Below are 14,512 nucleotides of genomic sequence, written 5' to 3'. Positions count from 1 at the left end.
TTTCTCTTACGTTTAAATAAAATTACTATTTATGCAACAAAAAAAGCAGCAACTTACCAATGGTAAGCTACTGCTTCTGGCATAAGCCAACTTAAATAAACAACATAATAAGTAGAGGTAGAGCGATAATACCTAGCAAAATTAGCCAACCGAGCGGTCTAGCACAGTTCATCGTCATCCCAACACCAAAACGCTTCTCAACGAAAATAGCTGGATCTTCTCGATTAAAATAAAATACACCCATTTTCCAATGTTGATCATGATCTGCTGTCGTCAGTGTCGTTGCTGGCACTCCGTTATTCAGTTTAATCCGACTGCCACCTTGACCGGTTGTAATCGATAAAATGATAGCCCCTATTAATATAAATGCAATTACTACGAGTGGAGCTATCGTTTGCTCATTGCCAGTCCAACTATAAAATAAACTAAATTCGATGAATAAGAACAAAGCAACTAACAGAAAACTACTCATCATCATAAATATGGACCAACGACGTCTAAATATAATATTGCGCTGCAACGAATTTTCTGGATCGCTCGACTCTACCAACTGTTTACTTCGACTAAATGTATAATGAACAAATATAAACAAAACTAAAAGAACACACTGTGTCATCACCGGCCACAATACCGTACTATAGCTCTTAATAGCGCTATTAATCACTTCGCCATTCATACTATATTTCATCGGAATGATGTCCGGAAACTGTGCATAATTTAGCACTCCAACTAATGCAGTAATAACAACTATAACGATATGCGGAATAAACCAATAATAAGAAATGGTTATATTACGTTTGCGGAAGGTTGTATCTATTACGATACGCTGTGCATGCTCCGTAGACCATTGTTGCTCCAGTTTATACTGTTTCACTGCTCGATGCTGTTTTAAATAAATAACGAATGACAGTATCATATATCCGAATAAATGAACGGTGAGCCATACTGCCCACGCTGTTTCACTTTGAACGAACCACGTAATTAGCGATAACGATATAATTACAACAACACCAAGTATACTATTGAAGATCAAATATTGTTTTTTCAAGACGACAATATGTGGATCACGCTGTGCTACTTCTGGAATCGTCACACCAAAGCTTTCGATCCGTCTCGTTAAATACGGAATAATCGTCGTTATTACTATGACAGGCAGCATAATTAGTAACGTTATAATCATCATCCAGCTACTATCCATCTTCTTTTTCCTCCCCTATACTAAATTGGGAATATATCTGTTCGCTTATTACTTTAAACTGTTCACTGCTCATCCCACGACATATTGCCTCGGCAATAAGCGGACGCATTTGTTCCTGTAATCGTAACTGATATTGCTCATCGGCAAGCGGGAATGACGCTGGATGAATAACTGCTCCCTGCTTGCGATTTACTTGAACAAAGCCGTCCTGTTTTAATATATTGTAAGCTTTGTTGACCGTATGCAAGTTAATGCCTAGATCAGCAGCCATACTCCGAACCGATGGTAGTGCCTCGCCAGGCAGCAATTCTTTACGAGCGATGCCTTCAATAATGTTATGGACAAGCTGCGTATAAATAGGAACTTCTGACTGCAAATCGATCTGAAGCAACATAATAGGTCACCACCTTATTTTCACAAATACTACTATTACTTAACTGCAATGAATTGATGCTTTTGCAAAAATGATATTATGCCCTTCATTAATTCATTAGCAAGTGGTAGATCTGGATTGGTTAGTGCTGCTATATTTTCTTCCCGATCCAAAGTAGTTTCTTTTAAATTATGATTCATGCCATCTACAATAAGTAATGTAGCTGCTTGGTCAGCTTGATGTAATACCTTTGCTTCCGAAACCGCCACTTGCAAATCATTCGTTCCATTAACAATTAAAGTAGGAATTTTCAATTTTTGCAACAATTGAGCTGGATCTTGGTTCATCCACGAGATCATATATGGTTGAATAGATGGACGAAATAATGATGCTAACTCTGGACTTATTTGAGAAACCAGCTGTCCTTGTTTCAGACTACTTACAATTTTCTCTGCCTCTTGCAGCAATTGATCTGGTAATTGACTAGTAAGCTGCTCTAGTAGTACATGATCAATCGTTCTACCTGCTCCTGCAAGTGAAATGAAAAAGTCTGCCTTGGCTTTCTGCATTGCTACTAAACCAACGAGTGATCCTTCACTATGACCAACAACACCAACTGCTGAAAAACGGTCATCCGCTCGAACGAATTCGATCCACTGAGCTGTATCTTCCGCAAATAATTCAAATGTAACATCTTCTTCTTTACCACCCAAACCGCTATTCATGCCAATACCTCGTTTATCATAACGAATGCTGGCTACACCTTGTTCTGCTAACTGCTCCGCAACCATTTTCAAACTATTATTTTTTCCAGGTAGCATTGTAGAGTTGCCATCCCGATCTGTAGGTCCAGAACCAGCAATAATAATCGCCAAAGGATATGGTCCTTCACCTTGTGGTATTTCTAGTTCACCAACCATCGTCCCTTGCTGCACTTTCACTTGTACCAATTTTTCTTCCTTTATACTAATTTCTTTTTCTTGCTTCGTTATTTTAAACGGAAATGACTGCCCATTTTGTTGAAATGTTCCGCTAATCGTATGCTGCTCTTGTTTTCCATCAAACGTAATCACTTGCCCTGGCAACGCCATCTCAAAATATACCGAATCATCTTTTATGCGAGCATTGCTTAACGGATAATCGTTTATTCCTTGAATAGGAATAGCAATAACCCCGCTCTCGTCTGTCGCTGTTACTTGAATAAGCAATGGCTGATTAGGTATTTCAATAGCACCTTCCCAGTAACCGTTCATACTACTCCAATTCGAAGCAGACTCTACATCTTCCTTGCTACTTTCGCTCCCATCTCCGCTTCCGTTTGCATTACCTGCCCCATTTTCGACTCCACTTTCAACATTCATTCCCGTATCCTTCGTATTCGCTGGATCTTGCTTCCCACTACTTCCACAACCTGTTAATAAAAGCATAACACTCAACATGATACTTACCGATAAGTAGAGCCATCTCATCCGTCTCTGCATCTACAGCACTCCCTCTTCTAATATCTGTTTTACTTTCTCTTGTTATATTACAACTATAACAGATAGAATAAATCTAGACAATATAAAACTTCACTTTGTCTATAAATAACAAAAAAAGCCGGCAACTAGTGTTCGTTCACACTTTCTCCAGCCCATTCTATACTTTACGTTCTTTTAATGCGTATCCCCCTCGCTCAGTCATATGTAATAATATGGTACTGAGCGAAGGGGATACACATAGAATGACGAGTGATAGCTACATATTGCCATAGCAACTATTTTAAAATAGCTTGTTTACACAAAAAAGAAATTACAGCCACTTATTATAGTTACGGTAATTTCTTATTAACTTATGATCCTATCTCGATTTTTACTTGTCTAATAGTTCAATTTCTTGCTCAGTAATACCAGTTGCTGATACAACGACAGAGATATCCATACCTAGATTAAGCATGCGCTTAGCTATTACTTCCCTCTCCATACGCTGCCCCGTTTGCAAACCTTCTTGCATTCCTTCTAATTTTCCTTCTTGTAAACCTTCTTGAATGCTTTGTTTTCGCAGTTTGTATAGCGCTTTTTCAAACCGTAACATTTCCTCCCCCTCCTCCATTGTTTGATCCAACGTTTCCAGCAATCTTTGCACATCTTTTTCGTGCTGTGTTAATCGTCTCTGCAACACATTCTCCATCCAAACAAAAAACTTTTGCTTATCTTCTGGAGGTAACTGTTTTACTATATGAGCTAACTTATCTATTCTCGTCAGTAATTGCGGTACTTCATCCGTTTGATCTAGTAGTAGTATCGAACCTATTATATTCGACAGTTGCAACAATTCCTCTTCTGTATATCGTACGACATCTATAAATAAATATTCAAAGTTAAGTAGTTCTGATTCAAATAATTCCTCGCCTGCTAACAATTGACGAAACTGCCGCTTCGCACGCCACTTTCTCTTTCCATTATACAACACAATTGGTAAGATGGTGGGCAATTGAAATGATTTACGGTTAGCAAAAAGTGTAGCATCGTTTTGAATTAAGTATCGCCAAATTTCAACTTGGTATAATAGTAAACGATACGGCATCCGATAGTCTACACTCGATTGTAGTTCTAATAATAAGTAGAAAATAACATCTTGCCCGTTCAACTTCACACGATAAACTAGATCTGCTTCTTGTCGCTTAAAATCTTGTAAAATAAACGTATGGGGAATTTCTTCTACCTGTTCCTCGTTCAGATCTTGTATCCAATCTCGTTTAATAAATGAACGTAACAACTCTACAAATAATTTTTTACTGGATAATAAAAATCGATACGACGTGTCATGACGTGGATGTAGCGTTTCTTGCTGTGCCATAGATTCCATAGATTACAGCTCCCATATTTTCATTTGTCTATAGAACATCCATAAAAATAAAAAAATCTCCCTCAACTACAAACAGCTAGCAATCCGCAATCGTTCAAAAGACGACCACACACTGCTGCTTGCAGTTAAAAGAGATATTCAATAACGGTTTTATATCGTTTACATTACTAGAACGTGTCTGAAAACTATATTATTATATGCATGGAAAGGAAGGCGGGGTGAGCTTCGCCTACTCACTATACTATTAATGGATATTCTATGCCAAAACTAGATAATATACAAGATCAATGTATGGAACAAGTAAGTTTGTACGTTTTTTCGTGCAAAGTTGCATTCAGGTCAACGTAATTGCGGTTGTTTGTTTGTTTTATCGTATAAAATCCTTACGTTGAACCTATTTTTTAGTCACTTTATACGTTTTTTCACACAAACTTGATCTCTCCACTCACTTGTTCAAATGTTTGTACGTTTTTTCATATAAAACCCTACTATACTCGCCTATTACAATTTTCACAGAATTCCTTATTTCTCATCTGCATTCCTTAGACGCTACTAGCAGTTTCTTCAGTTGTTGGTTCGCCAGCTGTCAGTAATACTTTATTTTTACTTAAAAAGAAAGCAAGTATTATAATAGCTAGCCCTGTGCCAAGCAAAAGCCATTCGATTCTTACCATGTCAGATAGCGGACCAAACACTAACATGCCGAGTGGCATCATGGAAGTAGAAATCATTCCCATCACACCGAAAACTCTGCCCATATAATGTTCTTCTACTTTTTCTTGCAATAACACAGTCGCTGGCGTGTTGAAAATTGGCATAGCCACACCGAATACAGCCATATAAGTGAGATAGATCCAAAAATTAGTCGGTACACCAAGTGCAATAGTACATGCGCCCATAATAATACCAGTCAACGCTAACGTTTTAATTTTATTGCGAAAGCCACCCCAAATAGCTATAACAACTCCACCTAACATCATCCCGATAGAGAAGGCAATTTCAATGGCGGTTAGCCGCCAAACATCATCACCAAATGTCCGTGCTACTTGTAGCGGTGTTAAAAACGATACCGGTGCCATTAAGAGAAAGAAGACAGCAAAAAAGATAAAGAAGCTTTTCAAAAAAGCATGATTTTTAACATACAATAATCCTTCTTTAAAATCACTAAAGTAAGACGTTGTTTGTTGTTCCAATGCTTTCTCGTGGACGGATACTTTCACTAATGTTAACAACATCACAATCGCAAGAGCAGCTGTAATCACATCAATAAAAAATATAATTTCTATCGATGAAATCGATAATAGTCCAGCACTCGCCATCGGCGCTACAAACATCATAATAGCTTGAATGCTACCGTTTATTCCATTCACTTTGGTCAATTTATCTTTCGGTACTATTTGAGGCAAGATTGCTCCAACTGCCGGGGTTTGAATTCCTGCACCAAAAGCACGAACAGCCGCCATCACAAATAGTAACCAAATTTGTTGATATCCTAGCAAAAACAAAATCGCTAAAATTAACGTAGCAAATGCAATCATACCATCGGCAATAACGATCAATTTTTTACGATCATACCGATCTGCCCAAACACCAGCTATTGGAGACAATATAAATGTTGGGATAAACCCACAAATGATATACAATGTCATCATCAATCCAGATTTTGTAGTTAATGTAACGTGCCACATCATGGCATATTGTACAAGCGATGAACCAAACAAAGATGTTGTCTGGCTACTCAAAAAAAGTACGATATTCCGCACCCAATTGGATTCTAGCGTTCGATTTGTCATGTAGGAACCCCTTCGTTCTATGTTTTTTTGCTTTATTAGAATAGCAAACATGACCACCAAACACAATTGTTTTTAATTAACATCAATTTTACTTCGACAATGTTCTTTACTTTCCTTTACTTTACTTTACTTTACTTTCTATCTATCTATCTGATCTTCTAGACTTTTAGCTAAAAACACGATTCGTTCAACCGCAGTAAATCCATTTCTTTCATAGAATTCCATTGCTGGAACCCCTTTATTCGTTAAAAGCACTATATTCATAATTTTTTGTTTAACTAAATCGTCTTCTAATATCTTCATTAACTCCTTTCCAATTCCTCTTCTTTGCTCACTAATTTTTACACAAAATTCATTAACATGAAATTCATCTGCACTCCACCAACGTTTCCGGTATCCGAACAAAAATCCTATGACACCAGTGCTGTTCTCAGCAATATATCCCATAAAACCAGGATTATTCACAAAATCCATTAAGTATAATTCAGCCTTCTCTACTGTCCAATTATCATTCCAAGGCTCCTCATTAAATACAGAGATAAGAAGCTGAACGCAACCTGCCAAATCATTATCGCTAAACATCCGAATTTTCATAAACATTTATCCTTTCTATGCAAACCTTGTATTTTCGTTAAACCCGCTTAATTATTCGTATATGGTGATGCTATAATTATTCCCCCCGACTAAGTTCACGATATTGCATCGGTGACATCCCTTCTTGCTTACGGAACTTCCGCCGAAAATTAGCTTCATCTACATAACCTACTTGCTCAATAATTTCACTAATTTTCAAATTGGTTGTTTTGAGCAATATCTTTGCTTCATCCATTCGCCGTTTATCCAAATATTGAATTAAAGAATAGCCCGTTTGATCTTTAAAGTAACGAGTGACATAGGAGGGCGACAACGCTACTTGTTCAGCAATAGAATCGAGTGCTACCGTATTATCCGTATAGTGCTGATCTACAATTTGCATTAATTTTTCAAGTAGTACAAAACTTTTGCTTTCTCGTTGGTATTCAATATAATCAGCCAGATGGTAACATAGTTCAATAATGGCTTGCTCTACATCCGTAAGCTGTCGCAGCTCCTCAAGAACAATTCGATTAACTTCCTCTTCGCAATAAATTCCTAATGATTCGTTCATACTTTTCATCTCACGGATCATATGGCTAAGTAATTGTTGCCAAATTTTTGTAGCAGCTATCGGAGTAACTCCAGACTGCTTCATCAACGTACTGATAGCACGTATGATCATTTCCGCTTCAATCTCATCCGCTTGCTTCAACATGACAAACAATTTCTCAAACAACGAAGCAACGTCCATTTCACGTTCATTTTGCAAAAAAGCTACGACAGCAGCATACATAATAACTTGCCCATCGCCCCAATAATAGCGATATTGCACTGATTCCTCCGCTTGCCGCCAATGATGCTCTGCTTCGTGCACTCCAGTAAACGGTTCACTAATCGCAATCGTAATCGTTTTTCGAAAATACTGTTCATATATAGCAATCATTTTGTGCGCTTGCTGCTTTAATAGCGTATAGCCTTGTTCAACATCATCGAAATTTACTACTGCTATTACATCGTGATTCGCAGTCACTTCCATACTATAGCTACTTCCTACTTCTTCCGCCAATTCTTCCCACACATTACTTAAACCGAATTGTAACAATTGCTGCTGTGCCCGTGGTAGCTGCAAATAGTTGGGCTGATCATCGATCGACAAAACAATAATTGCATAGTGTGGATAAGTCATTAAAAATTGCGGAGTGTCTAACAACTGTACAAGTTCCTGCATTTTACGCACATCGCCATGTAGCAAATAATAAACGTATTTTTCTTTTAACAACCGGCTGCGGGTTTTCATCCTAGTCGTCATTCGTTCGTTTTCACTTGAAAGATAACCGACCGCCTCGGATACATAAGAATATTCATCTGTATGCCCTAATTCCTTATTGGAATGAAATCCAGCAATCGATGTAGCTAATTTGCGCCATGGTCTATAATGATTCCGTGCAAATAAATAAGCTAATAGCAAACCTAGCCCAAAAATTACTAACACCGTAATAATAAACATCTGTCGCAGCTCATTCGTTTCTTTAAGAAACTGTTGCTTTGGCATAACTAACATATACGTCCACCCATTTAACTCCGATGTTAATCTAATAAGCGACATCTGTTGCTTGTTCCATTTCCATTCTTGTTGCGTCGAAGGTATTTCTAACAATTGCTCTAACATAGCATTGTCATCTAATTTTGTTACCGTTCCAAACGTAGTAAACGCTAACCGTTCATTTTGCTCATTTAATATATAGGAGTAGCCTTCATACCCTTGCAAAATTCGTTTAATTGAACCAAGAAACTGTTGCTCACTAATAATAAATAACGCCATACGAGGTGCTTCTTGATAAGAACCAGCTAGTGGAGTAATATATAGGAAATAATTCTCAATATTACGCTCGGATGTCGCGCCTAGCTGTACAGGCAATAGTATCGGCTGTTTAGCGACAGCAGCTACATTAACCAATTGATCTAAATCTAACTGTTCAAAGGCGTATTCTCGTTGTAAAAACTGTTCCAGCTTGTACGTTCCACTTGTCCCAATGACTTGCACTTCTTCCTGATAACCATACACTAATGCCATATCGTAGATAAATGTATTCCCGGCGACATAGGAGCGAATTTCATGCATCATTTGATAGCTTTCATAGCCATCATTCGCCAGCGCATAAGGGCTTAAACGTGTATTCAATGGAATTTTGAGCGCTATTCGCTCCATTTCCGTTAGTCGGCTTTCTGTATTTTTCCGAAACTCCGCCAATATCGAAACGCTTACAGTTTCAGCATTAGTGCTTACTATATCATGCAACCGTCCATATAATATACTTCCTAGTAGTAACAATACGAACAACAACATGACAGAATAGGAAATAAAATATTTATAAAATCGAATCGATAATTTTTCTCTGCTATGTTGCATACATCCGCCCCCTACTATACCCTCTAGCTGCATTTAGTTTCAAATTGATCCTCTACTCAAAGTAACACGATTACACTGTTTTGACCATGCTTTTCTTATCTAGCAACAGCGTCGTCTATTATGCGAAACAAAAGTATGAAGTCCACTCCCTCTATTTACAACTAATAGGGAGTGGACTTCTATTACGTCATTTGAATCTCCAACCTGATTTCTCCATCGCCATACTTTTTCACTAATGTCATTTCTTCAAACGTTCACTCATAATATCCATTGCTTTCAGGTAAAGATTGAAATGATTCCTTAGATGCAATTAATTCTATAATCATGCTGGTTAACTGCTCAAATTGTTTATCACGCTTAGAATTATTGAACATTCCAATCCAATTCACTTGACGTTTTATTCCGTTATTATTTATTTCAAACATATAACCAATATCTGGCTTTACATTCATTGCTGTAATTTCTTTTGGATATTGAAATAGTCCTATCTCTTTCATGTATGCAAAGATTTCTTGTTTCTCTTCTTTTGTCAAAATAAGTTCTGTTTTAATTGTACCATCCTGCACAAGATCTTTTGTATATTCATTATCAAATGTATTCAATACGTTCTTTTTCATTACGCCATAAGCAAATACAAAATTAAAATCTTCAGAGTATTCTTCCGTAGCATCTTCTGAAACTGTACAACCTACTAGTACAACAAGCATAAGTAGGAAAAACACTTTTTTCACGCAAATACACTCCTTTTCCTTTCATCTAATGCTTCCCCCTCGGACGTTTAATAAAAATCATTGCGCTCAATCAATAATTCCTATCACTTACATCTTTATCACTAAAAGAAATTTTCAACTCTTGAACTTGTATTTCTCCGTATATAGCAATCACATATTCACCATTCACAAAATGATCTTCTTCTAATTGTTCATACCCTTTTTCTTTCAATACATTTATCGCTTCTTGTTTTGAATCGCCAACTTTAATTCCATAAATTGAATATAAGGGATTCGAAAATGTAATGGAGCTTACTCTGCCAAAATAATCATTATCTGAATCCTCAGAAATTCCAATTTTAATTTTTTTTGCAATGTAGTTTCTTACATGCCCGCCAAACCCTTCGATATATTCACCTTCACCAAGTAACTCAATCAATTGCTTCTCCAGAAGATATAACTTAACATCGTTTATTTTTATATGGTCGTTTAATCTGCTCAATACTTCCTTATCCTTATTATCATTTGTTTGATACCAATACAACAATATAAGAGTGATAGAAATTACGATACCTGCAAAGATAAACCGAATTCCTTTTCTAGCAAGAATACTCTTTATTAGTACCCACCCCATTCATCCTCTGTTCGCTTCACTCATTATTTCAAATTTGATTTTATTTGACTAAAAAATAATGCTTTACTTTTACTTACATATAACGTTGTCGACTGGAATAATGTTGCAATTGAATCGTACTTAAAGTTACATTTGATTAGAACATGCCTGTAAACTCATCACTTATCCCGTTCTAAATGCAATCTATATATAAATGTGAAAATTAGATCTTAGAGTCGGTTTTTTGCATGTATAAATGTTGTAGTAATTGACCTTCGGTCGTTTAGACGTGGCTTGTATCGCATGAGGTTTTACAATTTACTGTGGAAATAGTAATCGGGAAGTATAGTAGGAGTTTATACGAGCGTAAGAGTTTTATACGATAAAACGTACAAACATTCAAATAAGTACTGGAGGAGATCAAGTTTATACGAAAAATCGTATAAACTGCCCCCGACAATAGGTTAAGCATAAAGGTTTTATACGAAAAAACAAACAAACATTCGCATTTTCGCTGATCGGAATGTCACTTTGTACGAAATTACGTACAAGCTTACCGTTCCATTCATTGATCTTGAACATGACCTAGTGATGATATGAAATAACCATTAATTGATTAATAGTATAGTGTGAAAGAGCTTGCTTGAATTTTCTCAAATCATAGCATACAATTATTTAGTTTTCAGACATGTCCTAGTTAAAAATAGCTGTCTCACTTTAGTTTTCACTAAAATGAAGCAGCTATTTATCTATTATACATACACTTTTATTGTTTTAATTTCAAAAGCATTCATCCAAATCGTTGCCTTTTTACCATCTAGATGCAACTGTTCAATTGTATCTTCTAGCATATTCGTTATCTCTACTCGTTGTGGTTGATTACCGAAGGTAAGTCTGACACTCGTTGCCGAACATTCCGCTTCGTATAAGCGAATAACGTATGCTTGATCTGCTTCCGCTGGTTTGATCGTTTCGATCAGAACGTTGCTAACGTCCACTTGCACCAATGAGTCAAAAGATTGCTCCAATTGCCCATTAATCATAAGTAGCGGTACATTCAATTCATAAGCCGGCTGAATAACAGCTTCCGTACTAAAACCACTACGATGTGGTAAAAAGGAATATGTCAGTTGATGTCTACCAGCATCGCCACGTGGATCAGGATGACAACCACCTTTGAGCAGTGTTAATCTTATATCCGATTGCTCTACAGCAATGCCATAGCTACTATCATTTAATATAGCTACTCCATAGCGATGTTCGGATAAATCTGTCCATTTATAGTTGCTCACTTCAAACATCGCCTGATCATACGACGTATTGCGATGCGTTGGACGTTCCACATGACCAAACTGTACTTCATGACGAGCTTTATTGCGGTGAATATTCACATCAAAAGCTACTTTCAACAACTGATGTTTATCTTGCCAATCTACAATCGTTTCAAAATCAATTTGCAGCGTATGTGCATGGAATATCATATCTTGCTCTATTGAAGAGTGATTGCCAATTTCGTACGTACTACGAATTCTAAACTGCAAAGGACCATCCGCTACTACTTCTCGCTTCGTTAACTTCGTTTGCAGCTGCATTTTTAGCGCTTGATCGTGATCAATATCCCAATTATCCCATGATGCCGGTACATCTTCTCCCATTAAAAAACCATTCAACGGATGTCCGTTCCCTCGCAGTTGCCTACCTGTCTGTACATCCTCAAACGAAGCGATATAACCATACTCATCAAATGTAATCCGAGCTTGTGGTGTAATCAGCCTTGTTCCGTCATATTGAAATGCAGATCGCTGCCCTTGCTCAAACGTCGATGCCTCATCAGTAACAAGCGACAAAGTTTGTGCATGGAGCGGCGCTAATGTCACACCACTGACAATGAGCTGCTTTTCTCCAGTTAAACTGACGACTCGTTGACAAATAGCTGGCTCAGCTACGACTACATTATCAGCAATAGCTGTGATGACAAATGGACTCGTTCGCGCAAAACTTAATGTATTCCATACCGTTATCGCCTTGCTATTTTCGTCCTTATTTCCAGCGACAGCACTTGCCATTCCCTCATCGATCCGCTCTTGTGCCGTAGTAATAACTGCTTCTAACTGACGAACGGCTTCATCATGTACTTCTGGCAATGACGTTCCCGGCAAAATATCATGAAATTGATTGTTAAGCACCGTTTCATACAGATCATCACTTTGAGCTGTTATTGGCAGATGTTGCGCCAAGCGCCACGATTGCATAAATTCCAAACTACGCATCGCAAATTCTGCTTTCCGATTGTTCCACTTAATCGCATGCTGCTGTGTTAAAGTACCACGATGTCCTTCGAAATACAGTTCGCCTGTATACACAGGTATCCGCTGAGAAGTTGCTTCTAATTGCTCCATAAATGAACTGACTTTCATATGCTTCGCTTTTGGAACACCTTCCAAATCTTCCACACGTCTTGCTGCTTCCAGCATTTCATATTGTGGACCGCCGCCCCCATCTCCGAATCCATAAGAAATAAGTCTCCGATCGTTGACATGCTTATGTTGAATTTCATTTCTGACCGAACGGAAATCTTGCCCTTTACCATACAATTTCGTCAGCAGCGTCTCTGCATCTGGCCAACAATGAATATCGTTAAAATGGGTTAACACTGTCGATCCATCTAGCCCTTGCCAGTAGAATGTATCATAAGGAAACGTATTCGTATCGTTCCATGTTAACTTTGTCGTCAAAAAGTAGTTGATCCCTACACCATGTAAAATTTGCGGAATAGCAGCACTATAACCGAACGTATCCGGTAGCCAAAACACATCTGCTGTATAGTCAAAATGCTCCCTTGTATAATGCTGTCCTTTCATAAACTGCCGGACTAATGATTCGCCACTCGTTAAGTTGCAATCTGGTTCGATCCATACGCCACCGTTTGGTTCCCAACGTCCTTCTGCAATCCGCTCTTTAATTCGGGCAAATAGTGCTGGATAATGTCTACGCATTAATTCCAAGTGAAAGACCGAACTTTGCATAAAGATATATTCTGGATATTGCTCCATCAACTCCAATGCATTCGCATACGTACGGGCACATTTCCGAATCGTCTCCTTCATCGTCCAGAGCCATGCCGTATCCATATGGGAATGACCAATAATGCCGGCACTTGGAGCAGATGAACTATTTTTTTGCGCCAACAGTGGACGCATCAGCTCACGAGCAACAGAAAGTGGAGCACGCCATTGTTGCTCGCTAACATGTTCCGGAAATTGCACTAGCACTTGAAATACATCGAGCAACACATGAACTATTTTCCCACGACGAAATTCATCGATATGTTCCGATTGCACCATTTGATTAAGCGTCCGCAAATCAAATACAAAAGCTTTCACATCTTCCCGACAAGTTGCAATTCGCACTGCTTGGAATGTACGTTTGAAGTTACTATCATATGTGCCATTATTATCGTAAGTTTGGTACGGCTGCGTACCGACTAATGGATGACCCGCATAGGCTTCGAATGCTAACTCAAACGTCGCACCAGCAGATGCACCATCGGTCAGTCGCTCAAATTTATGATTCCCTAAATTTCCAGATAAAACGCCTTCATTATATAAGCCACGTGGCTGACCATCGACCCAAAACATCGTTTCATGACCACCAGTCGTTGCAGCTACATATAGTTTTTGATTTGCTAGCGAAGCAGGTACTTGATAGTTTCCTTTAAACCAAGCGGTAGACCAAGCTTTCCCCCACACTTCTCCGGTTGTTGTCGCTTGCCAACCTACTTCCTCGCCTGGTACCGCATACATATGCTCGTCCGTTTCAAAGTGTTGCATCGCCACTTCATCTACTTCGTCAAAAATATAGGCGGCATAAACCTCCGTTAAATGCCTTAATTTACTTAATGTTTTCCCCATCATTTTCTCATTGATCACTATGCCATCTCCTCCTATTTTGTCAAAACTACCATCCTAATTCTTTTCTTATCTATGTCTATC

The 14,512-nt window shown here is 38.1% G+C and carries 10 protein-coding genes; all 10 read right to left on the bottom strand.

Translation table 11 applies throughout. The features are described from left to right. Positions 1–91: 91 nt before the first annotated feature. The gene (locus ACFSTH_RS11120) at positions 92–1,198 is read right to left on the bottom strand and encodes a DUF1648 domain-containing protein (protein ID WP_377771267.1); all 1,107 of its coding nucleotides are present in this window, start codon (positions 1,196–1,198) and stop codon (positions 92–94) included. Further along, on the bottom strand, positions 1,191–1,592 hold the full coding sequence (locus tag ACFSTH_RS11115) for a GntR family transcriptional regulator (RefSeq protein WP_377771265.1): 402 nt from the start codon (positions 1,590–1,592) through the stop codon (positions 1,191–1,193). Before ACFSTH_RS11115 ends, ACFSTH_RS11120 begins: the two co-directional genes overlap by 8 nt. Before the next feature lie 35 nt (positions 1,593–1,627). After that, positions 1,628–3,052, bottom strand: a complete 1,425-nt coding sequence (locus ACFSTH_RS11110) for an alpha/beta hydrolase family protein (RefSeq protein WP_377771263.1) — start codon at positions 3,050–3,052, stop codon at positions 1,628–1,630. Positions 3,053–3,422: 370 nt separating this feature from the next. Then, positions 3,423–4,418 carry an Rpn family recombination-promoting nuclease/putative transposase gene (locus ACFSTH_RS11105; RefSeq protein WP_377771261.1) on the bottom strand — a complete coding sequence of 332 codons (996 nt, stop codon included), beginning with the start codon at positions 4,416–4,418 and terminating at the stop codon, positions 3,423–3,425. Positions 4,419–4,960: 542 nt separating this feature from the next. Continuing rightward, on the bottom strand, positions 4,961–6,211 hold the full coding sequence (locus tag ACFSTH_RS11100) for an MFS transporter (protein ID WP_377771259.1): 1,251 nt from the start codon (positions 6,209–6,211) through the stop codon (positions 4,961–4,963). Between the two features lie 138 nt (positions 6,212–6,349). Then, complete coding sequence (locus ACFSTH_RS11095) at positions 6,350–6,805, bottom strand: GNAT family N-acetyltransferase (RefSeq protein WP_377771257.1); 456 nt, start codon at positions 6,803–6,805, stop codon at positions 6,350–6,352. Between the two features lie 76 nt (positions 6,806–6,881). After that, a complete protein-coding gene (locus ACFSTH_RS11090; protein ID WP_377771255.1) occupies positions 6,882–9,197 on the bottom strand; it encodes a helix-turn-helix domain-containing protein in 2,316 nt (771 codons plus the stop codon). A 254-nt stretch (positions 9,198–9,451) separates the two neighbouring features. Then, positions 9,452–9,928, bottom strand: coding sequence for a hypothetical protein (locus ACFSTH_RS11085; RefSeq protein ID WP_377771253.1), 477 nt, complete (start codon positions 9,926–9,928; stop codon positions 9,452–9,454). A gap of 70 nt (positions 9,929–9,998) precedes the next feature. After that, the gene (locus ACFSTH_RS11080) at positions 9,999–10,541 is read right to left on the bottom strand and encodes a hypothetical protein (protein ID WP_377771251.1); all 543 of its coding nucleotides are present in this window, start codon (positions 10,539–10,541) and stop codon (positions 9,999–10,001) included. Between the two features lie 731 nt (positions 10,542–11,272). Then, positions 11,273–14,449: an alpha-mannosidase gene (locus tag ACFSTH_RS11075; protein ID WP_377771249.1), complete on the bottom strand. Its 3,177-nt coding sequence runs from the start codon at positions 14,447–14,449 to the stop codon at positions 11,273–11,275. Positions 14,450–14,512 lie beyond the last annotated feature (63 nt).

Source organism: Paenibacillus yanchengensis (assembly GCF_042684845.1).
In the GTDB taxonomy this organism is placed as follows: Bacteria; Bacillota; Bacilli; order Paenibacillales; family Paenibacillaceae; genus Pristimantibacillus; species Pristimantibacillus yanchengensis.
The sequence above is the reverse complement of the archived record's forward strand: the minus strand, read 5'-3'. Positions and strand labels throughout refer to the sequence as shown.

What these genes read in the sequence shown, in the direction of transcription:
- ACFSTH_RS11120 (WP_377771267.1), bottom strand. Translation starts at nt 1,198, where the DNA reads ATGGATAGTAGCTGGATGATGATTATAACGTTACTAATTATGCTGCCT.
- ACFSTH_RS11115 (WP_377771265.1), bottom strand. Translation starts at nt 1,592, where the DNA reads ATGTTGCTTCAGATCGATTTGCAGTCAGAAGTTCCTATTTATACGCAG.
- ACFSTH_RS11110 (WP_377771263.1), bottom strand. Translation starts at nt 3,052, where the DNA reads ATGCAGAGACGGATGAGATGGCTCTACTTATCGGTAAGTATCATGTTG.
- ACFSTH_RS11105 (WP_377771261.1), bottom strand. Translation starts at nt 4,418, where the DNA reads ATGGAATCTATGGCACAGCAAGAAACGCTACATCCACGTCATGACACG.
- ACFSTH_RS11100 (WP_377771259.1), bottom strand. Translation starts at nt 6,211, where the DNA reads ATGACAAATCGAACGCTAGAATCCAATTGGGTGCGGAATATCGTACTT.
- ACFSTH_RS11095 (WP_377771257.1), bottom strand. Translation starts at nt 6,805, where the DNA reads ATGAAAATTCGGATGTTTAGCGATAATGATTTGGCAGGTTGCGTTCAG.
- ACFSTH_RS11090 (WP_377771255.1), bottom strand. Translation starts at nt 9,197, where the DNA reads ATGCAACATAGCAGAGAAAAATTATCGATTCGATTTTATAAATATTTT.
- ACFSTH_RS11080 (WP_377771251.1), bottom strand. Translation starts at nt 10,541, where the DNA reads ATGGGGTGGGTACTAATAAAGAGTATTCTTGCTAGAAAAGGAATTCGG.